The following is a 25,182-nucleotide window of genomic DNA, read 5'->3' as shown; positions in this document are numbered from 1 at the left end:
GGAAGATACATCAGTCAGGATGGGCATTCGGTTTTCAGAGTCCATTGGAAGGCGTCGGTGTAGGCATCCCACATCTTTTTATATACTCCTTCCTTCCGGCTCAGTTCGGCGTGTACGCCTTTCTGTACGATCTCTCCTTCTTTCAGGACGATGATTTGATTGGCAGAGATGATGGACGACAGGCGGTGGGCGATGATAATCACCGTTTTATCTTTGATCAGTTCCTGCAGAGCCAGTTGCATTTTGTATTCGTTTTCGGGGTCGGCAAAGGCGGTGGCTTCATCCAGTACCAGGATGGGAGAGTTCTTCAGGATGGCACGGGCGACAGACACTCTCTGTTCTTCTCCTCCGGAAAGATATACACCGCCTTCTCCTATCAGCGTTTGGTAACCTTGGGGCAGCCGTCCGATAAATTCGTCACATTGTGCCGCACGAGCTGCCGCATGCACTTCCTCTTCCGTAGCGTCGGGCTTGCCCACGCGTATGTTTTCGTAGAGAGTGTCGAAGAAGAGAAATGAATCCTGGAATACGAACGAGACCCGGTCCATCAGTTGCTCGGTCGCAATCTCCCGGATATTGATTCCGCCTATTTTAATGGCTCCTTGTGTGACATCCCAGAAGCGGGGGATCAGGTTGGCGATGGTCGATTTACCGGAACCGGAAGGACCTACAAGTGCGGTTATTTCGCCGGCATGTGCGGTGAAACTGATGTCTTTCAATGCTTCTGTACGTGTGGTTTCCTTGGTGTTTTCGTACGAGAAACTGACATGCTCAAAGCGGATATTGTGCTTATGGGGTGATTGCGGTATGACGGGTTCCGGCACTGGTTTTTCTTCAAAGATGGCATCCAGGCGGCTGACTCCTTCATCAATCTCCCGAGTGTTCGATGCGAGAAAAGTGAGCTTGTGAAACGGGGCGGCTACACCCGGCCCTAATATAATGAAGAACAGATATACTCCGGCCAGTACCACATTGCCCGGTTCGCGGCTCAGCAGCAGTAAGCCCACCGGGAGGATGAACGTCACGATGGAGTTGAGCAGTACGGTGAACCACACCATACCCGGTTGGTAGGTGTCGCATACGTGCAGTGCGTATTTTTTGAATGCATAAATAGATTGGCTGAACTGACGGAAAGACGCGACTGTTTGCCCGAATATCTTTACGACCGGCATGCATCGTACGTATTGCACGGCAGAGGCACTCATCTGTTCCGATGTGTCAAAGTATTGGCGGAAAAAATCTTTTGACTTCCGGCCGAACATCAGTGAGAATTGAACGAGTATGCTGATGACAATGGCCAGCAGGCAGGCTGCTGCCATCCATCCGTTGAGGCTGAAAAAGAGGACGAACATCACTGCTACCGTGGCGGCCGCATTCACCAGGTCGGGGATGGTGTGCGCAATAAACAATTCGATCTTCTCTACATTCTGTTCAAGCGCTTTTTTGATCGCTCCGGTAGAACTGTTGTTCAGATAGCCGAGAGGCAGTCTTCCGATATGTTCGGACAGCCTGACCCGCAGTCCATAGAGGATACGGAAAGCGGCCATGTGTGAGGACATCAGTGCGCCGTACAGAAGCAGCAATCCGCCGATGAGTCCGGCAAAAGCTATCCAGCCCCAATCGGTCAGATACTCTTTGTTGACGTTGTTTATCTCGCCCGCATTTTCCAGTAAATTATTCAGTACCTGGTAGACTGCCAGGTAAGGAATCAGCATGCAACAGGCACTGAGTGCCGATAATACACCTGCCAGTATCAGCAGGCCTTTCTTCTCACCCGCTATCTCAAACAGGCGGGGCAGTCCTTTTTTCTTTTTCATGTCCTATATCAATTAAATTTAGAGATGACGTTAAATGTGTTTCACAAAGGTGGTGACCATTTTCTGAATCTGAAATACCTAATAATGATGAAAATGTGTGAACAATCTACCTTGAAGCGGTGTTACACTTATTATCCCCATAAATAGGGATTGTTCCGTAAGGGAATACTTCTTATCTTTGCCACAAAACTAAACGGATGAAACAATGCTGTCAGAACATAATGCGATGGTTTTTGCCTGTACTCTTTATATCGTACATGGCAGGTATCACGCTCTTCACCCACTCACATGTAGTGAACGGGGTGACCATTGTCCATTCGCACCCGTTTAAGAAAGATTCTCCCCATAGTCACACCACAGTCGAATTTCAATTGATTCATTTGCTGAACCATGTGGTGACTACCGGAGCCGGTCTCTTCTTTCTATCCCTTCAGTTTATTGCTTGTCTGCTCTATACGCTTTCGTGGCGTCCGGAGAGGGCAGGATACCATTCGTCTGTTACAGGCGTGGTATCGTTGAGAGCGCCGCCTTCAGCCGTATAAAGCATCTCTCTCACTCTTACTGCTTTATTTAGAGAAACTTATTTAGTAATTTTACTATCCAGAAACGAAAATGAAGAAATATATATTTTTCCTCGTTAGCCTGTGCTGTGCCTTGTTGCCGGCTATGGCCGACCAACCGGAACACCCGGAACTGAAAGCTTCCGATGCGAATATCATCGGACATGTACTCGATAAAAAAACGGGTGAACACCTCTCTTATATAACGATTGCTCTGAAAGGAACCACGATTGGCACCGTGACGGATGCTACCGGACACTATTTCCTTAAAAACCTTCCCGAAGGGGATTTCGTCCTCGAAGCCAGTTCGGTTGGTTATAAAACCATCAGCCGCAACGTCACGCTTAAAAAGGGGAAGACGCTTGAAGAAAACTTCGAGCTGGAAGAGGATGCCGTAGCCCTCGACGGAGTGGTGGTGTCTGCCAATCGAAGTGTGACCAAACGGAGGCTGGCACCTACGCTGGTCAATGTGGTGGATATGAAGATGTTCGAGAATACGAACTCGCCTACACTCTCGCAAGGACTGAACTTTCAGCCCGGTGTGCGTGTGGAGACGAATTGCCAGAACTGCGGGTTCCAGCAGGTGCGCATCAATGGTCTGGACGGCCCCTATACGCAGATTCTTATCGATTCGCGTCCCATCTTCAGTGCCCTTTCCGGTGTTTATGGTTTGGAGCAGATTCCTGCCAACATGATTGAGCGGGTAGAGGTGATGCGTGGTGGAGGTTCTGCGCTGTTTGGTTCGTCTGCCATTGCCGGAACCATCAATATCATCACTAAAGAGCCGTTACGCAATTCGGGGCAGTTGGCACACACCATTACTTCTATTGGCGGCAGCTCGTCTTTCGACAATAATACCTCGCTGAATGCTTCGCTGGTGACCGACGATCACCGGGCAGGACTCTATGTGTTCGGTCAGAACCGGCATCGCGATGCGTATGATCACGACGGGGACGGTTATTCCGAAATGCCTAAACTCAAAAACCAGACAGTAGGTTTCCGTTCGTTCCTGAAAACAAGTACATACTCCAAACTAACGTTTGAGTATCATCACTTGCAGGAGTTCCGCCGTGGCGGCAACATGCTGAACCGTCCGCCTCACGAAGCCGATATTGCCGAGCAGATTCAGCATTCCATCAATGGTGGGGGATTGAAGTTCGACTATTTTGCTCCGAACGAAAAGCACCGCCTGACACTGTATACATCGGCACAGCATACGGACCGCGACAGCTATTACGGTAGTAAAAAGGACCTGAATGCCTATGGAAAGACGACGGACCTGACCTTTATCGGCGGTTCCCAGTATGTGTACAGTTTCGATAAATGCCTCTTTATGCCTGCCGATCTGACTGCCGGGCTGGAATATAACCGGGACAATCTGAAGGATGATATGTGGGGATACAATCGCTATACCAGGCAGACGGTGAATATTGGTAGCGCTTTCTTCCAGAACGAATGGAAAAATGAAAAGTGGAGTATCTTGCTGGGCGGACGTCTGGACAAGCATAATCTGATCAACCATGTCATCTTCAGTCCCCGTGCCAATTTGCGTTTCAATCCTACACAAGACGTCAACCTCCGTCTGAGCTATTCTTCCGGATTCCGTGCCCCCCAGGCTTTTGATGAAGACCTGCATATTGAGAATGTGGGCGGAACGGTGTCTATGATTGAGCGCGCCAAGAATCTCAAAGAAGAGAAGTCGCAGAGTTTCAGTGCTTCGGCGGATATGTATCACCGCTTCGGTGCTTTTCAGGTGAACTTCCTGGTAGAAGGTTTCTATACTAAGTTGTCGGATGTGTTTGTTCTCGAGAACATCGGAGAGCGGGACGGGATTCTGATTAAAGAACGTCGCAATGGTTCGGGAGCGAAAGTGCTGGGACTGTCGATGGAAGGAAAAATGGCTTACCTCTCTTTGTTCCAGTTGCAGGCGGGAGTCACCTTGCAGCAAAGCCGTTATGACGAACCCGAAAAATGGAGTGAAACGGCACCGGCTCAGAAGAAGATTTTCCGTACTCCGAATACCTATGGATATTTCACGGCAACCTATACCCCTGTCAAACCGCTCTCCGTTTCCTTGTCGGGAACCTATACCGGTTCGATGCTGGTGCAGCATATGGCAGGTTATATTAAGAATGACATAGCGGTCAATACGCGCGATTTCTTCGATATGGGAGTTAAGTTGGCCTATGATTTCAAACTTTATAAGACGATAGACCTCCAGTTGAGCGCCGGTGTACAAAATGTGTTCAACGCTTATCAGAATGACTTTGATCAGGGAGTGGAACGTGACTCCGGATATATCTATGGGCCGGCTGCTCCGCGAAGCTATTTTGCCGGAGTAAAGATCAGCTATTAAGCCCGTTGCAATTAGTCTGGAAACCGAGCCTCTGCTTGGTTGAAACGAAGGCTCTGTCCCGGTCGGACGGAGCCTTTGTTCTGTCCGGACAGAGCCTCTGTTTTACTTCGGCAGAGGCTCCGATTGAAAAAAGTATCTCTCTGAACACAAATATCTGATTTATTGTTTTTATATTTGTCGGCAGATTGGTTCGCCAAAGCTTTCCTGCTTCTGGCGATTAAAAGGGAACCGGGTGTGACTCCCGGACAGTCCCGCTGCTGTGAGGCTTTAATACAAACATTCCGATCGGATACTCTTTTGCCACTGGCTCGTGTAAGCCGGGAAGGCGTTCGGAATGGAAGCTAAGTCAGAAGACCTGCCACTCTCGCTGATAAGTCTTGGTTCCTCGTGGGTTAGGAGCAAAGCACAATAGTAACAATCAATATTAAAAACGTAGAGCGTATGGAAAAAGTAGTTCCTCCGTTCAAAGTAGACGTTGCCGGTACTTTTCTTCTGCCTCCTGCATTGAGAGAAGCTCGTGAGCAATATCGAAACGAACAAATCAGCCTGCTTACTTTGCGTGCTGTCGAAGATGCCGAAATACGGAATCTGGTAGACAGACTGAAGGCAGAAGGGCTGAAGGTGGTCACCGACGGCCGTTTCCGCAGTGATGCGTGGCCGCTCGACTTTATGTGCGGATTGGATGGCATCCGATTCCGGGATGACAGAAAGACTTCTGTCGAACTGACCGGCAGGATCGATGTGCATCGTCATCCGGTGCTCGATGATTTTGTTTTTCTTACCGGGGTAACCGGCGGAGATGTAATAGCTAAGCAGGTGCTTCCGGCGCCTTCGCGCCTGCTGGCCGAATTGATGAAGGATGCAAACCGGACGCAGCTGGATCTGATTTATCCCGAACTCGAGACATTGCTGGTGGATATTGCACAGGTGTATCAGAAGCTGATTATGGAATTGTATAAATCGGGTTGCCGTTATCTGCAACTCGATGACGCAACGCGCACGGTGACAGATAATGCTATTCGTGTCAACAACATGGCTTTGGAAAATCTGCCTGCCGACCTTTACATCGCTTTTCACTCGCCTACCGAAATGCTTTTCTCACTACAGGGCATCAATGCTTTTTTCCTCGACTATGATTCGGAATGTTGTGGCAAAAACCGTTTGCTGTGGTTCATACGGGAAAGGCAATCGGTTTTTGGTTTCGTCCTTTCCCATTATCCCGTAGAGGAAGAGTTGGAAGAACTAAGGGCTAAGATCGACCAGATTGTACGTTATATTCCCTCGCACCGCTTCTCACTCTGCATTCCCAATGCTGAGGTACTACCTTCGGAATCTTATGAAGAGGCTGAGGAGAAGCAATGGCATACGCTGAAAATGGCTGAAATGGTTGCGGGAGAACTTTGGCCCGAAGAGGAATAGAACTTCTTTATAACTATAGTATATTTTCGTGGAACAGATTCGTAAGAGCCTGTTTAGAGGGGCCCGGGCGATGTGATTTCGACCGGGCTTTTTTATACCTTTTTCAGAAAATGATGTATCTTTGAACCCTGAAACAACTATATCCCTGTTTTTACAACTATGATGACACATAAACTACTATTAGCCGCACTGATGGGTTCTGTCTGCATCTCGTGCGGACATCCGCCTCACAAAGGCGGAAGCGAAAAAGAAGCGTTGGGTAAACTCCTCTTCCATGATACTTCGCTCTCTGAACCATCTGGACAGTCGTGTGCCACTTGCCATGCCGTCTCTCGGGGATTTGCCGATGAACAGTCGCGTGCCATATCCGAAGGCGCAGTGCAGGGACTCTTTTCTCAGCGCAATTCCATGTCGGTATGTTATGCCGCTTTTGTGCCTGAGTTACATTATGATGATGAAGATGAAAGCTATGTGGGAGGTCTGTTTTGGGACGGCCGTTCTCCTTCTTTGCGGGATCAGGCGGGTGTTCCTTTGCTGAATCCGGTGGAAATGGGGAATAAGGACAAACAAATGGTGGCCGAAAAGGTGAGACGTACTCCGTATTATGACCGTTTGATACGGATATATGGCGAAACGGGTAATGCCGATTCGCTGTTTGCTTACGTTACGGACGCATTGGCGGCTTATCAGTCATCCAAAGAAATCAATCCTTTTACATCCAAATACGATGCCTATAAAAAAGGAAATTATCAGCTGACCGCACAGGAAGCGCGTGGAAAGGAGCTTTTCAAGGAGAAAGGGCAATGTGCCGAATGCCATGTCCTGGATCGTGACAAGCGGGCACACCGCACGTTGTTTACCGATCATACTTATGATAATCTGGGTATACCGAAGTTGCCGGATCATCCGCATTATAAGGTGCCGGCAGAATATTTCCTGCTAACTGCCGATTCGGTGGATTTGGGGTTGGGGGCTATTGTCAATGCTGAAAGTGAGAATGGCAAGTATCGTGTGCCTACGTTGCGCAATGTGGAACTCACGGCTCCATATGGACATAACGGTTATTTTAAGACACTTGAGGAGATTGTGCATTTCTATAATGTGCGGGACGTGAGTGATGAATTTCCACCTGCCGAGTATCCTGCTACCGTGAACAAGGATGAATTGGGAAATCTCGGACTGACACAGGAAGAAGAAGCTGACATCGTGGCCTTTATGAAAACGCTGACCGATGGCTACATGAAAGTTCATAGATCAGAAAAACGATAAATCCCCAAAAACGGCCTCAGTACCGGTTTGCCGGGTGAGGCCGCATCATCGTTTATGGTTTCAACAGAACTTTATCGATATACCCTTTTAGTTGCTCTTTGGATAGAGCCCCCATGCTTACTTGGGGCTCTCCCTTCATCGGTACAAACCAGAGGGTGGGAATACTCTGTATGCCGAAAGCCTTTGCCAGTTCCGGTTCTTTGTCTACATCTACTTTATAGATATAAATCTTTCCGGCATACTCTTTGGATAATTCTTCAAGGATCGGAGCAACCATTTTGCAGGGACCGCACCAGTCGGCATAAAAGTCTACGATAGCCGGTTTGTCACCCAGGTATTTCCATTCCTTCGAATGGTTTTCATAGTCGGCTACCTTCTTTAGAAACTCTGCACGAGTCAGGTGGATGGTTCCCGGTTGCGGTTTTTCCGTTTGTACCGTATCTGCGCCGGCAGTTGTCTTGTTCTCGGATGTCCCTTTGCAAGATGCAAAGGCCAGCAATCCTATAAATAGGAAGGGGATAAGAATGCTCTTTTTCATTTTTCTGCTTTTTAATGGTTATTAATGGACGATCTCTTTTTTCCAGGTGATGCCACTGATATCGGTCAGTACCAATTCGTATTTTCCTTTGGGCAAAGTTCCCATAGCCGGATCATTGACTGTAAGGGTTGCTTTGCTTCCGAGCGGAATCACCAGGCTATGCTTACCCGGAGCTACCCGGGCAATGTATTTGTTATCGATATTTCCGATTGGGAAGTCAGCCAGTTCTTCTCCTTTCTTTTCTAACACAACGTGTCCGTTGGCGTCTTTCAGGCTGATACCGATCAGGAAAGAGCCGTATACATCGGCACCTTCAACACGATAAACACTGAATGACAAAGAGTTGTTCTCTATTTGTGCGTCGGATATTTCAATCTTCGGTTTGACGGACTTATTGTGCAGTGGTCCCCAGACACCGTTGTGAAACTCTTGGTTGGTGTACAGGGTCAGTACGAAGATGACGATGGCACCTGCCACACTGATATTGGCAAAGCGTTTGGTCTTTAAAGGTAATTCTCCAGAGGTCAGCCATACCAGCCAGCCTGCTTTCTTCCGTAAGGCGAATTTTCGCTCTGTCAGATAATCGACCGAGTATCTTCCACCACCGGAAAGGAAGATAGTGAATCCGGCAGCTACTCCCAGAATACCGATCTGCCATTCGTCCAGGCAGGTTGTTCCTAACCATCCGGACCCTAAGAGGATACCGGCGGCCAGACTGAATACACCGATACTCATCAGGCGGGTGAAGAACCCTAACATATAGAGTAACCCGACTACCCCTTCGACAAGGGTGAAGATCACCATTGCCCACCACAACATATCGGGGGTGGATACCAGATATTCGATTACTGGACGGATACCTATCGAGTTCGGAAGGAAATGGTTGAACTTTTCTCCGATGTATCCGGCACTGTCCGGTATCAGTTTATTTTCGAGTACAAGGCGTCGCCAGAAGGCTGAAAAGTAAGTCCATCCCACTACGAGGCGCAGTGAAAGCGTAAACATGCCTGCAAGTAAGTAGGCTCTTGATTGTTCTTGTTCGTTTGCGGTTGCCATAAGATGTGGGGATTAGTCGGTTCTTTTCGGGGTACTGCCTGTCTTAAACAGGTTCAGTAGTAATCCGCCCATCACAGCTCCCCAAAGGGTGCTGTTGACCGGCGAGGAGGTAATGGGACAAGTGCCGCCGGTGCAGCCTACGTATTTCCAATACAGGAATCCTCCTACAGCTCCTATTGCCAGTCCGACAAATGTGAGCAGGTTCTTTTTGAAGAATGCTTTAATCATCTTGTTTTCGGGTATTTTTAATTAATTGTTTTCTTATAAAACAAATTTCCTGCGGAAAGTACTACGGGGATAACATTCTTTATGAAATAGAGGTAGGCGAAACCGGTGCGGTTTATCAGGCGACTGTGTGGTTGTATGGGGGGGCAAGTGGGCTCGCTACAATGTGACACAGAGTTCCGCAGGGCTGGCTGTTATTTTCCCTCTGCGAAACTCTGTGTCATCCTGTTGGTTCATTCCGGCGTGGCTGTATCCTTCTGCCGGATGAACCGTGTCCTTGTACTGAAAACAATCTGAAACTTAGCCGGCAATCTTTATATTTTCTTTTTTACTGCAATATCGTTTACATTGTTGGCAGATATCGTATCCGAGCATGGCGCCTAATATGAAATCTTCTTCCGGAGTGAGATGGTTCAAAGGCCGAATAATGATATGCCGTATGGCTTCCATACATTCGGCCTTACCAAAGAACAGATTTATCTTATTGGTGTTTACTTCTTGTATCAGGTAACTGATATTCTGTTTTTCCAGACGTTGTATGGCAAACGCTTCGTGCTCCTTATTCATGGTGTAGAGCACCATGTTGCGTATCCCTTTCTTGAATTCGTATACATGGTTCAGGAAAATTCGTATTTCACCCGGAACCTTTCGTTCGATAGCCATAACGTTCGTTGGAATTTTAAATTAGTTGATACATTCTTTTTTTAAAGATTCAGTCCATTGGGCAATACGCTCGTCGGTCTTGTTGTCTTCGTTAACTTCATCCAAAGGAAGTCCCACGAATTTACCGTTGACTACTGCGACAGAAGAGTCGAATGTGTAGCCGGACGGGTCGGTTGCTCCGCAGAAGGTGCAATGGGTGTCTTTCAGCTCTTCGTACAGGATGCCGATGCCGTCGCAGAAGGTATCGCCGTATGAATCTGAGTCGCCGCAACCGAAGAGCGCTACAAATTTGTGAGACAGGTCGGCCTTCTTCAGCACTTTAATGCCATCATACCAATCATCCTGAAGTTCGCCTGCTCCCCATGTAGAGGTGCCCAGCACTAATACATCATACTCTTTCACTAACTCGTCGTTCAGTTTTGAGGCATCGTGGATGTCACCTTTAGGAACGTTCAGTTTTTCTGCAATCCGGCGGGCTACATCTTCGGTAGTCCCCGTTGTGGAACCGTAAAATACTCCAATTTTATTCATTTTCTGATCTTGTTTTTAAATGATGTGGCAAAGATAAGAGGTTCGGAAGAAACAGAAAATCCCCATTTATAGTGGAAATAACAGGGTAGTTATCACTATAAATGGGGAGTGAGGGGGGCGATTATTATTAATGATGGAATAGCCGGATGCCTGTAAAGGCCATTGCTATGTCGTATTTGTCACAGGTATCTATCACATGGTCGTCACGAACCGAGCCACCGGGCTGGGCAATGTAGCTCACGCCGCTTTTGTGCGCACGTTCAATGTTGTCTCCAAAAGGAAAGAAGGCATCCGAGCCTAAAGCTACGCCCGATTGCGTATCGAGCCATGCACGCTTTTCTTCACGGGTCAGCACTTCCGGTTTCCGGGTGAAGAACTGTTCCCATACACCGTCGGCCAGCACATCCATATAGTCGTCCGAGATATATACGTCGATCGTGTTGTCACGGTCGGCACGGCGTATCTTTTCTTTCCAGGGCAGATTCATCACTTTCGGATGTTGGCGCAAATACCAGATGTCGGCTTTGTTTCCGGCCAGGCGGGTACAATGGATGCGTGATTGCTGTCCTGCACCAATGCCGATGGCTTGCCCGTCTTTGGCATAGCATACGGAGTTGGACTGTGTATACTTCAAAGTGATCAGGGCGATAATCAAGTCACGTTTGGCATCAGCCGGAATGTTCCGGTTCCGGGTAGGCATTTCTTTTAGCAGGCTTTCGTCAATCTTCAGTTCATTGCGTCCCTGCTCAAATGTAATGCCGAATACGTCTTTATGTTCGATGGGGGCCGGACGGTATGCCGGATCTATCCTGATTACATTATAAGTACCTTTCCGTTTGTTTCTCAGAATCTCGAGTGCCTCCGGAGTGTAGCCGGGAGCAATGACTCCATCCGACACTTCACGGTTGATGATGCGGGCTGTCGGTTCGTCGCAAACATCAGAAAGGGCGATGAAATCTCCGTAAGATGACATCCGGTCGGCACCCCGGGCACGGGCGTACGCAGTTGCCATCGGAGAAAGTTCCATGTCGTCTACGAAATAAATCTTCTTCAATGTTTCGCTCATTTCCACTGCTACTGCAGCACCTGCCGGACTTACGTGCTTAAATGAAGCGGCAGCCGGAAGTCCGGTTGCTTCTTTCAGTTCTTTCACTAACTGCCAACTGTTCAAGGCGTCCAGCAAATTGATATATCCGGGTCTGCCGTTCAGAACCTCGATGGGCAGTTCGCCTTCCTTAATAAAGATACGCGCGGGTTTTTGGTTGGGGTTACAACCATATTTCAGCTCCAGTTCGTTTGTCATATTGTTATGTTTTAGTTGATTGATGCAAAGGTAAAAAATAGTGGTGAACGATGAAGGATAATCCATGATTTTGTTGTTTACATGCCGTCCTGTTTCGTCATTTCTTGTGTTTTTTTAGTTTATTTATCGTGAAAATACCTATTTATAGTGATTGCGTACCATCTAAATATTGTGTTTCTTTGCACCCGTAATATAATTAAGGTGTTGATGGATAAACTACAAAAATATAAACCAACCGATAAAATGATCGACCTTATCGGTGATAATTATTCTCTTTTACAAGTTATGAGCCGCTTTGGGCTTTCATTAGGGTTTGGTGACAAGACAGTGAAAGAGGTCTGTGAGATGAACAATGTAGATTGCCATACATTTTTGGTTGTTGTGAATTTCATGGCTGAAGGGTTCTCACGTATGGACGGCAGTGCCGATGATATTTCCATACCGGCTTTGGTCGATTATCTGAGACAAGCGCATATCTATTTTCTCGATTACTGTCTGCCGGCTATTCGGAGGAAGTTGATTGAAGCCATTGACTGTTCGCAGGACGATGTTTCATTCCTTATTCTGAAGTTCTTCGACGGATATATGCGGGAGGTACGCAAACATATGGAGTATGAAGAAAAAACAGTGTTTAAGTATGTGGATACGCTGATTCATGGCAATGCGCCTAAGAATTATCAGATCAGCACTTTCTCAAAACATCACGATCAGGTAGGAGAGCGGCTTACGGAGCTGAAAAACATTATTATTAAATATTGTCCGGCCAAGGCAAATACCAATGTGCTGAATGCAGCCTTGTTTGATATTTATGCTTGTGAGGAAGGACTTGAATCGCACTGTAAAGTAGAAGACTATTTGTTTGTTCCTGCCATTCTGAAACTGGAAAGGAGGATGCGAGAAAATGAAAAATAACGAATCGATCCGTATAGCTGTAGCCGAGACGTCGGTGATTATTCGCAGTGGTCTGACGCTGGCTTTGAAGCGTTTACCCAATTTGAAAATTCAACCGGTAGAACTGCTGTCGGTAGAGGCACTCAACGATTGCCTGCGTACACAGTTCCCCGATATATTGGTGGTCAACCCTACATTTGGCGACTTTTTCGATGTGGCGCGTTTCCGTGAAGAGACTGCCGGCAAGGGAATCAGGGTAGTGGCATTGGTCAGTTCGTTTATCGATGCTTCGCTGCTCAGTAAGTATGATGCGTCCATTTCTATTTTCGATGACTTGGAGGCGTTGGCCAATAAAATCAATCTCTTGCAGAATATAGAACCCGAAGAAGAGGAGGATAGCCAGGAGGCTCTGAGTCAACGTGAGAAAGAGATCGTGATTTGTGTGGTGAAGGGAATGACCAATAAGGAAATTGCCGAAAAACTCTTTCTTTCTATCCATACGGTGATCACACATCGCAGAAATATCAGCAAGAAGCTGCAAATACACAGTGCGGCCGGTCTGACCATCTATGCTATTGTAAATAAGCTGGTTGAGTTAAGTGACGTAAAGGATTTATAGCTCTAAAAGAATGTTATAAAACATAAAACCGCTTGTCGGGTTAGAAAAAAGCCGTATCTTTGCAGTGCAGTTGGGAAATTGCTTTTTAAGGTAAAATAGAATATTAGGTATTAGATAAAGATTTAAGGTATTAAAAGTTTCAAGTGATTTTCAATTAGGTAAAGATTTTTAAAGGTAAAAGAATAATAGGTATTGAGAGTTTTTTAGGTAAAAAGAAGATTGTGTTTTTAGGAATTTTGAGGTATTAAAGAAAAGCCTTTATGGCTTTTCTGATGTGGGGCGGGTAATTCTACTGAAGAATTTACTCGTTTTTTTATGCCCGGATTTTACTGTTTTCTCTTCACTGTTTCATATCCGGTTGATCTGTCCGGTAACCATATAAATAACAAAATCCCGACGAAATCACTTCGGCGGGATTGTTCCTTTTACTCAAATGTGGCTACGTAATAAAATTATGACTAATTAATTAAATTCTGATACTGCAAAGATAGCGTGTTTTCGCAGTTGCCACAATCCCCTTTTTAGGGTATATTACGTAAGATATCTCACTATATGTAGTTACTTTCGCCCATTCGGGCTTATTTTTTCCCAGATTTTGCTTTGCGGATTGAACTGCTTGATCACTTTGGCCGGACTGCCTGCACATACGGAGTAGGGGGGAACAGAACGGCTGACAACACTTCCTGCGGCTACCACCGAGTGCTTTCCCAGTGTCACGCCGGGCAAGATGACTGCATTGGCGCCTACCCACACGTCATCTTCAATCGTGACGGGCCGAGTGCTCACTCCTTGTTCATCTATACGTTTGTCTGCATCCTGATAGTTATGGTTAAGACCGGTCACCGTTACGTTCTGTGCCAGATTTACATGGTGACCGATGGTTGCAGGGCCGATAATTGTGTTTCCCAGTCCGATCCGGGTATAATCACCGATAATCAGGTCACCCACCGCATTGTTCAGACACGAAAAATCTTCTACTACCGAGTATTTTCCAAGAGAGAAAAGGTTGAACGGAGGGAGGTCGAGGCGTACGCTTCGGTATATCACGGAACCTTTTCCCCGCTTCAGGTAGAGAAAAGAGAATATGCGTATCCACCAGTTGGGACGTGTTTTCACCGGATGCATGATGAATCGGTGTACGGCTTGTTTAAGTGCAGGGTTCTGTTTGATTGTCTCTTTCAGTGCCATAGTCGGGGAGAGTTGGTTATTTCTTGGTTTTCTGTCCTACCAGATAATCCGGGATAGCCAGACATACGATGAATATCAGGACGTAAAGTAAGGCCCACCACTTTAAAGACAGAGTCCAGTTGTAGCAAAGCAACAGTATTGCGATGAAAAAAATGGCGGTTAAGCCTGTTCTCCAGGAAGGCAGAACCCATCTGAAAATCTTGTTGCAATAATCCCAGTGTGCCGTGAGCATTGCTTCCGGAAGTGCTGAGAGAGCCTTGGAGAATCTTACTTTATATTGTGGGATACGTATGTCATTGCTGTAGACTTTTACCGTTTCCAGATATTCGACGAAGATGCCCTGCCGGACTAATCTTCTTTCCAGATTGCTCTTACAGCTCTTTTGGTTCTTCTTCAGCCATGCCAGATCTAACACCATATCCGTACCACATAAGGCCGATGATACTCCCAGGCGGATGGCTCCTTTCCGGAAGAAAGAGTGATTGATTTCTTCGTTCAATGCCTGAAAGTATTGCTTCCGGGTAGAACGGTTTTCTGTGATAGGATGAAGTTGGATAGCTCTGGCTCCTCCATCGAATGCTTTATTTATTTCATTCAGAAACGCAGGTTCAATCCGGGTTGTTTTCCCGAGGATGATTACGGCATCAAAGTCCTTTTCATCCAGCGTACCTACGGTTTTTGTCAGGTCTTCGTAAGTGAATACTTTATACAGCTCTTCCGGATAGTCGGGCGAAAAAGAGAAAGGAGTATCCGTAGGGAACAGAATGGCAAATCTATGTTTCTTTCCTGTCTTCGGGTATCGCATGGCATTCTTTAAAGAAGCTGCTACTGCCGGTATTCCCAAATAGATGGTAAACAGGCTGAAGCACAGAAACAGAATAAAATCTGTTATTTGAATAAAAGTATCCATAGTTTCATATGTACGGTTATACGTTCTCTTTTTGTATAAACGCCGTGAAAGTTCTCAGGATAATTTTCATATCCAGTTGGAAGGAGAACGTTTTGGCATATTTTATATCCAGTTGCTTACGTTCATCAGCGGACATCTTCCCACTGCTTCCGCGTTTTTCTACCTGCCAAAGTCCCGTTAGTCCGGCTGGTCCCATGAAGCGGTCGATATATTCATCGCTTGTCAGCAGTTCGGCTTCGTAAAGCGGGAGAGGGCGGTTGCCCACGATGGACATATCTCCTTTCAGGATATTGATAAGTTGCGGCAGTTCGTCGATGCTGTACTTACGGATGATGCGTCCCACTTTGGTGATGCGGGGATCATTCTCCAGTTTAACGAACGCATTTTTCTTTTCTACGGACTTTTTATTTGTATAGCTTTGTTCGGATATGACGAAATCATCTGAAATAAGCATGATTTCTTCCTCATTCAGCTCCATATCATCGCTGATCAGCAGTTCTTCTTCCACCGGGTTCTGTTCCTCCTCCTCGGCCTGATATTGGTTAAGCTGGTTGAAGTCTCTCAGATGTTTGTCCGCATCGGTATACATGGAACGGAATTTCAGGAAATCGAATATTTTGTAGTTGCTTCCTACCCGTTTGGATTTATACACTACGGCACCCTTACTCTCCATCCGGATGGCTAACGCTGTGATTAACAGTATCGGAGATAAGCAGAGTATGGCTGTCGACGAGAAAGCTATATCAAATAATCTTTTCCATAAAGGCAGTCTGAAAGCCTGTAAATTCGATCCTTTTTCGTTGATATCGTTAATTTTTTGCTGTTTCCGTCGCATCATAAATTCCGACATGTTTTTAAATGCTTCGGAGGTAGAATCAAACGACATTGAATTATTGATACCGGCTTTCAGATAGACGGGTCTGTCTTCTTTATTGATTCCTTCTGTGACAAGGACGATGTATACACCCGGGAATTTTTTTCTCAGATACTGGATCTCAGGAATATCTTTTGATAGATCCCGTTCTTCGAAAAGGATCGCTATGTCATACTTTTCACGAATCTTATCGATAAATTCGCTCGCTTTCTTGCTGTTTTGAATGGCATAAAACGCACCTTCAGCTATCTTAGAGAAATGTTCGATAGTAGCAGTATGTCTCCCGATATAAATGAGATGTGGCATTTAGTCTATGATTTTTCTGACACGGATTTTTAGCTCCATGGGGTTGAAAGGTTTCAGGATATAGTCTTCGGCTCCTTCTTCCAATAATCTGATTCTTTCGGTTGTACTTTCTTCACTGGAGAGCATAATGACAGGAATGTCTTTGAACAATTCATTGTGCTTCAGGTAATGCAGAAATTCATCTCCTCTCATCTCCGGCATTCGTATGTCTGATATTATCAGGTCCGGTAAATTACCTTCATATAACCATTCAATTGCTCTTATCGGATTTTGTACATACTGGCAATCGTAATCTTTGCCTAAATAGATTGACGCTACTTTACCAATCGTTTCTTTATCGTCAACAAGTAATATCTTCTTTCTCATAATGTGATTAAGTATCGTTATGATGTTTGCTTTGTTGTTTGTTTAAGTGTAAGATAGAGTATATTTACTCAGTACTGCAAATATATATAATATTTCTGTAACAATGTTCTCTAAAAGAAGTGTTTTTATCTGAAGGCTCTCTTTTAGACACGAAAAGAGGCTGGGTCGAAACTATTTTCACCACGGAGTAACACAGAGTAGCACAGAGTCTTTTTGCTAATAATCAACAACCTAAAATTGCCTCTGTGTTACTCTGTGTCCTCCTGTGGTGAGTTTTGACACAGCCTTCTGTTCAATAGTCTGTTCTAATTTTTATTGGTTTGGAACACTTTGGTATTATCAAAATCGTTCCACCACTTTGTGTTATTCACTCCACCGCTGGTTACCCATCCGGCAAACTGTTTATATGCATTTTGAATCTTTGTATATTCTAACGGCCATTTAAATTGGGTGGGAACTATGATGCCCCATGCCAGATTATCTTTGCTGATATAATATTTCTTTCCGTTTACGGAAGATGCATCATTGTTGCCTCCGAATAGTTCAGTATTTGCCAGTTTGGTTGGCTGATATCCGGCTACGTGGATCTCTTTTCGTTTGCTGCCTCTGTCAGTGATGATGAAGAGATTCAGTTTGTTTATATTGACTGCATCACTGCTTGGTGCCGATGCCGGGTCGAATCTGAGTGTAAAGTTGATGATCTTGGAGTCTTTTTGGTTATTGTCACTACCGGAAACTGTATTGACGAACGAACCTGCCGGGCGCTCCATCAGTGCATGTGCATTGTCAAACAGGGGAACTATCGCATAGTCCTGGCCTTTCTCTATATTCTTATCAGTAAGGTCGAATGATATCGGACGATAGTTGTTTGCGTAAGTAACAGGCTGCGTGATGACAGATGCCGGAATTTCGTCGAACATGATGGCTGCTGCAATTGCTTTCTGGGCACCGACAGCAGTTAACTCAATCGTCAGGTCGAGTTCTGTGATCTTATTCCATTTGTCTATACTTGTCTTTCTGTGTTTTATTTCCAGAACGATATCATTCATGTCGTAGTCTCCATACAGGGGCCACTGGTCTTCAAACAGGTATGTATAATTATGATTGTCATCCACAATAATCGGGAAGTTAGGATCAGAAGGTTCCGGAGCAGGATCCGGCAGTTCCGTTTTTCCATTGCAGCCGGTTATGATGATATCAGGTTTGCTTGAAAAGATCACCTCACTTCCCGCTTGATACATGTCTTTATGGGAACAACTGATTTTACCGCTGATATAAAGTTTACCACTAAACTTATTTGACCAGTTATCGATCTGCAATTTATCGGTCACTTTCAATAGAGAAGCTTCATCTCCTTCGCCTATAGCTGAAAAACCGGAGTTAATGGTTATTTTTTCTGCTTTTATCATAGAACCATTGGCCAACGTCAATTTGGCGTTGTCATAAAAGTATATATCATCAGCTTCTTCAAAATAATCCTTATTTTTGTCATCTTCTTTTTCTTCTGCTATGACTCCATGATCCAGATAAATAATGCCTCCTGCTTTCATATGTTCTACAAAGAGCATGCAGTTATTATATAGGGAACCTCCCGCTTCACCGCTATCATATGTATCGAATTCCATTTCTCCGAAGTTCACGTTCTTACTTCCGGCTGCTGTATATTTCTCCGCTTCCAACTCACTTCCGGCAGCATTGTATACAATTGAAGAAGTATTCAATTTTATTTCTTTTTCTACATCTAATTCTCCGAAATTATGAATACTTCCTCCTTTAGAGGCATCTATATTGTGTTTAACATCTACTTTATTCCCATTATAGAGGAGATCAAAAGAATTTAATAGTAGATTATCCACTTCTATTTCACCGAAATTACAGATCGTACTTTGCGTATTACCTTCCAATTTAGCTATCTTAATCTTGGCTCCGGATTGGATCGTTAAATTACTTGCATTCTGTAGTTTCAGGTCTGTTCCCTCAATCGTTCCACCCTTCAGAACAATAATATCCAGGTAGTTTTGGGTAATGGCTTGTGCCGGTTCCCAGTTTCCTTGTATATAGACAGTCGCTCTGTTGGAGTTGCTGAGAGAGGTATCTTTAAATTTTCCTTGGAATTTTCCGGTTACAATATAGGCTTTCCCTCCTTCCAAAACTTGGGAAGAACTTGTTATCGGGATAGCTCCATTGGTGTCATAGCTTTGTTCTGCTCTTTTAGGAATGTCAATTCCTCCGTTATTCCCTCTGGTGGCTACCAAAGCTCTCGTTTTGATGGCAGACGTACCTGTAAAAGAGCATTGAACATGGGAAGTTGATTCGCTGATTTCCACTTGTTTTATCTGGTCCCTGCCACGTGGGTCAGTCTGACGGACATAAAGATACTTTATATCCTTGGAAGACACTACTTCGGTCTGATAAGCTTCTCCTTTCTTGGCAACTCCTTTGGCTAAAGTATTGTAGGGATCCTCTGCTGTTGCTTCAAGCGGATTCTTATCTAATATTTCTACGGTATAATAATACTGTCCGTTAAACTCATCATCGACTTCCACACTAAATTTTATGGAATTTGTAGACGACCAGTCGAATCCCGCCGGAGCACTGATATCCTCCATGGGATTGGGAGTTTGATAAGAGGGGTCATAGAGATCTTTGTTATCATCAACGCAAGCTGTAATGCACGCCGTCGATAGAATCATTGACGATGCAAAAAATAGTTTGTTAATTGTTGTTTTCATACTTGTTTGTTTTGTTCAGTATTTGCAAATATACAACACAAATATACAACTATTAATCGGCCTGCATTGCTTGAAATATAACTTATTATAACGCCATTAATGTTTTTTAGGAATAACACGGCCCGGTGATAACGAAGATGCCGGAGAGGCCTGGCACATGGAATGTTTATTCGGTCCTTTTGGTTATTTCGCCGATCAGGCAAGAATTCATTTTATACCTGATCTCTTTATTGTCGAGTCCATGCCCTAAGAGGAACATTAATTTGGTGACCGCACATTCCGGTGTGCTGTCGTATCCGCTGATGACTCCTGCCTGAAGCAGCTGGATACCGGTGCCATAGCGTTCCATTTCGACGGCACCGGAGGCACATTGAGTGATATTGACGATAATGATACCCCGGTCCGTAGCGTCTTTCAGTTCCCTGATAAACCACTCTTTCTGGGGTGCGTTGCCCGAACCGAATGTTTTTAATACTACTGCCTTTAGTTCCGGCACATGGAGCAGTGCAGATACGATCCCCTCCTGAATCCCGGGGAAGAGTGTCAGAATGACTACGTTCGTATCGAACAGATAGTGAGGTTTCAGAGGCTTGGTCAGATCCGGTTTGCGGATCAAGTTAGGTTCATATTTAATATGGATGCCTACTCGTGCCAATGGGGGATAGTTGAACGAGCGGAAAGCGTTGAAGTTTTCAGCGTTGATTTTAGTCGTGCGGTTGCCACGCATCAGATGGTTTTCAAAAAAGATGCAGACCTCGGGAACGATTGCGGTGCCATCCGGGTTTTTGGCTGCTGCAATTTCAATAGCTGTAATCAGGTTTTCTTTGCCGTCTGTGCGTAGTGTACCGATCGGGAGTTGAGAGCCGGTCAGGATGACAGGTTTACTCAGGTTCTCGAGCATGAAGCTGAGGGCAGAAGCTGTATACGCCATTGTATCGGTGCCGTGGAGGATGACAAACCCATCAAAAGAGTCATAGTTATAGTTTATAATCTTAACCAGTTTGGCCCAGAATGCCGGTTCCATGTCCGAAGAGTCAATAGGGGGATCAAACTGATAGGAAGAGATGCGGTAATTGAATCTTTTCAGTTCGGGTACGTGCTTTAGTAGATGGTCGAAATTAAAATTTTCCAGAGCACCGGTTTCCGGGTTTTCTATCATTCCGATAGTTCCACCAGTATAAATGAGTAATACGGAGGGGTAATCTGCTTTCATATCTGTATCTTTTTTGCTGTTTCGCCGACAAAGATACAAAAAAGAACTATAAACTATAAACGATAAACGATAAAAGAGACTGTGTCGAGACTCTTTTCACCACGGAGTAGCACAGAGCTCTTTACTAACAAACAACGACTTAAAATCGTCTCTGTGTTGCTCTGTGTCCTCTGTGGTGAGTTTTGTTCTTATTTTATTCCGTCAATTAATCGGAGAATGGCCTTTTCCGGATCCTTTTCTTCATTGAGCAGAGTAACAAAACGGCTGCCGATAATGGCTCCCGAGGCATTATCGCAGGCAGCACGGAAAGTGGCCCGGTTGCCGATGCCGAAACCTACCATGCGTGGATTGCGCAGATTCATCTTTTCAATCTTTTTAAAGTACGCACGTTTTTGTTCGTCAAAGTCCTGTTGTGCCCCTGTGGTGGCAGCCGACGAAACCATATAGATAAAACCGTCCGTATGTTCGTCAATCTCGTGTACACGCTCTTCACTCGTTTCGGGAGTGATAAGCATAATCACTTTGATGTCATACTGTTCCGCAATGTTGCGGAAGTGCTCCTGATAGTCTTTGAAGGGAAGGTCGGGAATGATGACACCGTCGATTCCACATTCGGCACACTGCCGGCAGAAGTTATCGAAGCCGAACTGCATAATCGGGTTGAGGTATCCCATTAATATCAATGGGATTTTTACATCCCGGCGGATATTATGCAGCTGTTCAAACAGAAGTTTGAGCGACATCCCGTTGCGTAGGGCTTGTGTGGCTGCATTCTGGATTACAATGCCGTCTGCCATCGGATCACTGAAAGGGATACCGATTTCGATCATGTTTACTCCATGTTTCTCGAGGGCACGGATCACTTCGGCTGTTCCCTCCAGTGTAGGAGTGCCGGCACAAAAATAGATGGATAGCAAATCCTTGGGATTGCTACTGAAAAGTTGGTTTATTCTGTTCATACACTTTTATTTTTAATTCATTACTTTTTTATATTCAGGGTCGGTGGAGTTTTATTTCCCCAGTTGCTCTAAAAAGAACTTGAGTCTTTCTACCTCTTTCAGTCCCGGTTTGGTTTCGAAACGACTGTTCAGGTCAAAACCCGCCAATTGGGGATGACGCAATTCTTTCAGGGTCGGAGCACTGTATGGATTGATTCCGCCGCTAAGTAAGAAAGGCTTTTTCCCTTTGTAACTGTTCAGCATCGTCCAGTCGAATTGATTGCCCGAGCCGCCATGTTGTTCACATTTGGTGTCGAACAGGAAATAGTCACAAGATTTTTCGTATGCTTCGGTGTTCTCAAAATCCTTTCTCCGGGCGATGGAAAACGCTTTGATCAGCCTTAACCCGGTTGACCGGAGTGAATGACAGTATTCCGGTGATTCATTGCCATGCAGCTGGATATAATCCAGACTGAAACGGTCGGCAAGTATCTCGATTTCTTTTTTGTCTTCGTTGACAAAGACACCCACACGCTTTGCCGCATCCGGCATGTAAGCCGGAAGCTCGCATAGGCAGCGGGGAGACTTCGGGTAGAAGATAAAGCCTATCATGTCGACCTTTAGTTGTTCTACATCGCGGATATTGTCGGCTTCGCGCATTCCGCAGACTTTTATCAGTTTGTCGTTTATCATTCTTGTTCTTAATTGAATGGTTTTGATTTCGATTCACCACGGAGGACACAGAGGACACAGAGGGAAAATTTAAGATATTTCTGTGGAATTGAAAATTAAAACTCTGTGTCCTCTGTGCTACTCTGTGGTGAATTTGTCATGGGAATGGGTTACTGGGTTCGATTCGTTTATAAATTCTTCCAGTTTCTTGCCCGGTTGCTCGGTTTTCATAAACGTTTCTCCGATCAGGAATCCTCTGAATCCGGCATTACGCAAGCGCTTCACGGTTTGCGGGTCGGATATGCCGCTTTCCGACACCAATACTGTGTTCCGGGGCAGTTGTCCGGCCAATCGGAACGAGTTCTCCACATCCGTAAAGAAAGTGCCGAGATTGCGGTTATTGATCCCCACCATATCGATCTCCTTATTTATAAATGGTAACTCTTCGGCAGTATGGATTTCCAGCAAGACTTCCAATCCCAGTTCATGAGCTTTTTCAGCAAGGGCATGGCACTTCTCTGTATCCAGTGCGGCAGCAATCAGCAGTACGGCGTCGGCTCCGACTATTTTGGCCTGATACAGTTGATATTCGTCGATTATGAAATCTTTGCGCAGAATCGGAATATTTACCAGCGGGCGTGCCGTACGGATATCCTTCAGGCTTCCTCCGAAGAACTTTTCGTCCGTGAGGATAGAAAGCGCCGAAGCACCTGAGGCTGCATATTCCGGCACTACCTGTTCGGGGCGTGCGTCTTCATAAATCCATCCTTTGGATGGAGAGCGGCGTTTGAATTCTGCAATAATACCGGTAGACGAAGAAGTTAGTGCCTGCTTCATGGAGTATCCGGGCTGTATTTCGTCAGATAGTTTCTCCTGAAGCTGTTCCGATGGGATGGCCTGTTTCTGCAAGTCTATTTCGAAACGCTTGTTGGCGATGATTTCGGATAATATATCTTTCATGCTTTTGGGTGGGCGATAGTTTTCCTATCTGTTTAGTTCAACAAATTTCTTTAAGGTCTCTTTTGCCTTGCCGCTGTCCAGTGATTCACGGGCGAGGGCGATGCATTCTTCTATCGGTTTATCCGGACAGATCACCTGGATGGCGAAGGCAGCATTGACAACCACTACGTTCTTTTGTGCTTCCGTAGCCGTTCCTTCCATAACAGCATCAAATATTTTTGCTGCGTCCTCCGGGGTATTTCCGCCGTCGAGGTCGGCTTCTCCGTAACGGTTGAAGCCGAGACTTTCCGGAGTATAGATTTTTTCGTTGCCGCAGGTAGCCACTTTAAATTCGTCGGTCAGGGAGATTTCATCATACCCGTCCAGACTATGTACAACGGCAAAGCGGGTGGCGCTCTCCTGATAGGTATATGTGTACAGACGGAGCAACGGGAGGTTGTAGACTCCAAGTAACTGATATTGCGGTATGACAGGGTTTACCAACGGACCGAGCATATTGAAAAAGGTACGTACGGCCAACGCTTTCCGTATCGGTGCCACTGCTTTCAGGGCAGGGTTGAACAAAGGGGCATGCAGATAGGCGATGTTGCACTTTTCCATAGAACGGCGGAGCCGGTCTGCATCGCCGGTGAATTTTACTCCATGCTGTTCCATTACGTTGCTGGCTCCGCTGACGGAAGTGGCACCGTAATTGCCATGTTTTACTACCGGAAATCCGGCTCCTGCCACAGTGAAACAGGCTGCGGTAGAGATGTTGAATGTATTTTTGCCGTCCCCTCCGGTTCCTACGATATCGATAGGCGCAAATTCACTCAGATCCACCGGTACGCGCATTTCGAGCAACGCATCACGGAATCCGCAAAGTTCCTCTACCGATATGTTGCGCATCAAGAAGACGGTTATCAGTGAGGCCACTTGTGCGTCGTTGTATTTGCCTTGTGCAATGTTCTGCAATATGGTACGGGCTTCGTCCCGTCCCAGGTATTGATGTTCGAATAATTTATATAGAATCTGTTTCATGGGGTTTATTGGTTTAAGAAGTTTTTAATGATTTCTTTTCCTTGCGGAGTCAGCACCGATTCGGGATGGAACTGGATGCCATGTACGTTGTACGTGCGGTGCCGTAATGCCATGATTTGTCCTTCACGGCTTTCGGCGGTGATCTCGAGGCATTCGGGGAAGTCCTCGCGGCTTACTACCCACGAATGATAGCGGCCTACGGGTATTTCGTGTCCCAAACCTTTAAAAAGAACATCTTCTTTCAGGATGTTGACCGGAGTCTGTACGCCATGGTATACTTCTGTCAGGTTCTCGAGTGCTGCCCCGAAGGCTTCACCGATGGCCTGATGTCCCAGGCAAACTCCTAAGATGTTTTTGGTCGGTGCATATTTCCGGATAATGGGTAGCAGCAGTCCGGCTTCTTCCGGTATGCCCGGTCCCGGCGAAAGGATGATTTTATCAAAACGTTCCACTTCTTCCAGTGAAATTTCGTCGTTGCGGAACACTTCAATGTTAGTGGCTCCCAACTCTTTTACCACGTGCAGCAGGTTGTAAGTGAAAGAGTCATAGTTGTCCAGGAGCAGAATCGCTTCTTCCCGTCTGTTAAGGGGATCTATCTTGTTATTCATTGTTTTTTTTATTTGTTTTAGAGTTTGGGTTCACCACAGAGGACACAGGGTACACAGAGTTTTTTTTAGACATAAGAACAAAAGAACAGATAATTCTTTATGGGTTCTTAGGTTCTTTTATCTGAAAACAGATGGAGCGCAGCTAATT

The 25,182-nt window shown here is 45.6% G+C and carries 24 protein-coding genes and 1 riboswitch; of the genes, 6 read left to right on the top strand and 18 right to left on the bottom strand.

Features of this window, described 5'->3' with window-relative positions:
- Window positions 1-14 precede the first annotated feature (14 nt).
- On the bottom strand, window positions 15-1,817 hold the full coding sequence (locus JZY04_RS10660) for an ABC transporter ATP-binding protein (RefSeq protein WP_122143482.1): 1,803 nt from the start codon (window positions 1,815-1,817) through the stop codon (window positions 15-17).
- Between the two features lie 221 nt (window positions 1,818-2,038).
- On the opposite strand from JZY04_RS10660, the gene JZY04_RS10655 reads away from it, so the two are divergent.
- The 4 genes from JZY04_RS10655 to JZY04_RS10640 all read left to right on the top strand — a co-directional run bounded on the left by JZY04_RS10655 (window position 2,039) and on the right by JZY04_RS10640 (window position 7,421).
- Window positions 2,039-2,359 carry a hypothetical protein gene (locus JZY04_RS10655; protein ID WP_005820610.1) on the top strand — a complete coding sequence of 107 codons (321 nt, stop codon included), beginning with the start codon at window positions 2,039-2,041 and terminating at the stop codon, window positions 2,357-2,359.
- 70 nt (window positions 2,360-2,429) lie between these two features.
- Window positions 2,430-4,733, top strand: coding sequence for a TonB-dependent receptor (locus tag JZY04_RS10650; RefSeq protein WP_005806669.1), 2,304 nt, complete (start codon window positions 2,430-2,432; stop codon window positions 4,731-4,733).
- A gap of 169 nt (window positions 4,734-4,902) precedes the next feature.
- Window positions 4,903-5,111, top strand: a riboswitch (cobalamin riboswitch).
- Between the two features lie 63 nt (window positions 5,112-5,174).
- Complete coding sequence (locus JZY04_RS10645) at window positions 5,175-6,152, top strand: methionine synthase (protein ID WP_122143188.1); 978 nt, start codon at window positions 5,175-5,177, stop codon at window positions 6,150-6,152.
- Between the two features lie 159 nt (window positions 6,153-6,311).
- Complete coding sequence (locus tag JZY04_RS10640) at window positions 6,312-7,421, top strand: cytochrome-c peroxidase (RefSeq protein WP_122143187.1); 1,110 nt, start codon at window positions 6,312-6,314, stop codon at window positions 7,419-7,421.
- A gap of 52 nt (window positions 7,422-7,473) precedes the next feature.
- On the opposite strand, the gene trxA is transcribed toward JZY04_RS10640, so the two are convergent.
- The 6 genes from trxA to JZY04_RS10610 all read right to left on the bottom strand — a co-directional run bounded on the left by trxA (window position 7,474) and on the right by JZY04_RS10610 (window position 11,737).
- Complete coding sequence (gene trxA, locus JZY04_RS10635; protein ID WP_005778368.1) at window positions 7,474-7,959, bottom strand: thioredoxin; 486 nt, start codon at window positions 7,957-7,959, stop codon at window positions 7,474-7,476.
- Between the two features lie 21 nt (window positions 7,960-7,980).
- Complete coding sequence (locus JZY04_RS10630; RefSeq protein ID WP_122143186.1) at window positions 7,981-9,015, bottom strand: TQO small subunit DoxD; 1,035 nt, start codon at window positions 9,013-9,015, stop codon at window positions 7,981-7,983.
- A 12-nt stretch (window positions 9,016-9,027) separates the two neighbouring features.
- The gene (locus JZY04_RS10625; RefSeq protein WP_005778363.1) at window positions 9,028-9,243 is read right to left on the bottom strand and encodes a DUF6132 family protein; all 216 of its coding nucleotides are present in this window, start codon (window positions 9,241-9,243) and stop codon (window positions 9,028-9,030) included.
- Between the two features lie 297 nt (window positions 9,244-9,540).
- On the bottom strand, window positions 9,541-9,903 hold the full coding sequence (locus JZY04_RS10620; RefSeq protein ID WP_005778362.1) for a DUF2023 family protein: 363 nt from the start codon (window positions 9,901-9,903) through the stop codon (window positions 9,541-9,543).
- A gap of 21 nt (window positions 9,904-9,924) precedes the next feature.
- The gene (gene fldA, locus JZY04_RS10615; RefSeq protein ID WP_005820601.1) at window positions 9,925-10,434 is read right to left on the bottom strand and encodes a flavodoxin FldA; all 510 of its coding nucleotides are present in this window, start codon (window positions 10,432-10,434) and stop codon (window positions 9,925-9,927) included.
- A 127-nt stretch (window positions 10,435-10,561) separates the two neighbouring features.
- Window positions 10,562-11,737: a phosphoribosylaminoimidazolecarboxamide formyltransferase gene (locus JZY04_RS10610; RefSeq protein WP_005806659.1), complete on the bottom strand. Its 1,176-nt coding sequence runs from the start codon at window positions 11,735-11,737 to the stop codon at window positions 10,562-10,564.
- 207 nt (window positions 11,738-11,944) lie between these two features.
- Here JZY04_RS10610 and JZY04_RS10605 point away from each other — a divergent pair, with 207 nt between their 5' ends.
- Both JZY04_RS10605 and JZY04_RS10600 read left to right on the top strand, forming a co-directional pair.
- Window positions 11,945-12,649, top strand: coding sequence for a hemerythrin domain-containing protein (locus JZY04_RS10605; protein ID WP_032537418.1), 705 nt, complete (start codon window positions 11,945-11,947; stop codon window positions 12,647-12,649).
- Window positions 12,639-13,247: a response regulator transcription factor gene (locus JZY04_RS10600; RefSeq protein WP_005806654.1), complete on the top strand. Its 609-nt coding sequence runs from the start codon at window positions 12,639-12,641 to the stop codon at window positions 13,245-13,247. The genes JZY04_RS10605 and JZY04_RS10600 overlap by 11 nt, the downstream gene beginning before the upstream one ends.
- A 558-nt stretch (window positions 13,248-13,805) precedes the next feature.
- On the opposite strand, the gene JZY04_RS10595 is transcribed toward JZY04_RS10600, so the two are convergent.
- From JZY04_RS10595 to JZY04_RS10545, 11 genes are all read right to left on the bottom strand, one after another.
- A complete protein-coding gene (locus JZY04_RS10595; RefSeq protein WP_005778352.1) occupies window positions 13,806-14,435 on the bottom strand; it encodes a DapH/DapD/GlmU-related protein in 630 nt (209 codons plus the stop codon).
- Between the two features lie 16 nt (window positions 14,436-14,451).
- Window positions 14,452-15,345: a hypothetical protein gene (locus JZY04_RS10590; RefSeq protein WP_122143185.1), complete on the bottom strand. Its 894-nt coding sequence runs from the start codon at window positions 15,343-15,345 to the stop codon at window positions 14,452-14,454.
- A gap of 16 nt (window positions 15,346-15,361) precedes the next feature.
- Window positions 15,362-16,525, bottom strand: a complete 1,164-nt coding sequence (locus JZY04_RS10585) for a sugar transferase (RefSeq protein WP_122143184.1) — start codon at window positions 16,523-16,525, stop codon at window positions 15,362-15,364.
- Window positions 16,526-16,891, bottom strand: coding sequence for a PleD family two-component system response regulator (locus JZY04_RS10580; protein WP_005778347.1), 366 nt, complete (start codon window positions 16,889-16,891; stop codon window positions 16,526-16,528).
- A 305-nt stretch (window positions 16,892-17,196) separates the two neighbouring features.
- Window positions 17,197-19,623 (bottom strand): LruC domain-containing protein, encoded by a 2,427-nt coding sequence (locus JZY04_RS10575; RefSeq protein ID WP_122143183.1) that lies wholly within the window; start codon window positions 19,621-19,623, stop codon window positions 17,197-17,199.
- A gap of 166 nt (window positions 19,624-19,789) precedes the next feature.
- Window positions 19,790-20,836, bottom strand: a complete 1,047-nt coding sequence (locus tag JZY04_RS10570) for an asparaginase (protein WP_005778344.1) — start codon at window positions 20,834-20,836, stop codon at window positions 19,790-19,792.
- Between the two features lie 188 nt (window positions 20,837-21,024).
- Window positions 21,025-21,795, bottom strand: a complete 771-nt coding sequence (trpA, locus tag JZY04_RS10565) for a tryptophan synthase subunit alpha (RefSeq protein ID WP_122143182.1) — start codon at window positions 21,793-21,795, stop codon at window positions 21,025-21,027.
- Between the two features lie 51 nt (window positions 21,796-21,846).
- Entirely contained in the window at window positions 21,847-22,467 is a 621-nt protein-coding gene (locus JZY04_RS10560; RefSeq protein WP_032540493.1) for a phosphoribosylanthranilate isomerase, read from the bottom strand.
- Window positions 22,468-22,584: 117 nt separating this feature from the next.
- Window positions 22,585-23,406 (bottom strand): indole-3-glycerol phosphate synthase TrpC, encoded by an 822-nt coding sequence (trpC, locus tag JZY04_RS10555; protein WP_122143181.1) that lies wholly within the window; start codon window positions 23,404-23,406, stop codon window positions 22,585-22,587.
- A gap of 24 nt (window positions 23,407-23,430) precedes the next feature.
- Window positions 23,431-24,426, bottom strand: a complete 996-nt coding sequence (gene trpD, locus JZY04_RS10550) for an anthranilate phosphoribosyltransferase (protein WP_005778337.1) — start codon at window positions 24,424-24,426, stop codon at window positions 23,431-23,433.
- A gap of 5 nt (window positions 24,427-24,431) precedes the next feature.
- The gene (locus tag JZY04_RS10545) at window positions 24,432-25,034 is read right to left on the bottom strand and encodes an aminodeoxychorismate/anthranilate synthase component II (protein WP_050550267.1); all 603 of its coding nucleotides are present in this window, start codon (window positions 25,032-25,034) and stop codon (window positions 24,432-24,434) included.
- Window positions 25,035-25,182 lie beyond the last annotated feature (148 nt).

The sequence above is a fragment of the Bacteroides sp. 11BF genome (genome assembly GCF_019633765.1).
GTDB classification, from domain to species: Bacteria; Bacteroidota; Bacteroidia; order Bacteroidales; family Bacteroidaceae; genus Bacteroides; species Bacteroides hominis.
This window is presented reverse-complemented; position numbering and strand designations above follow the sequence as displayed.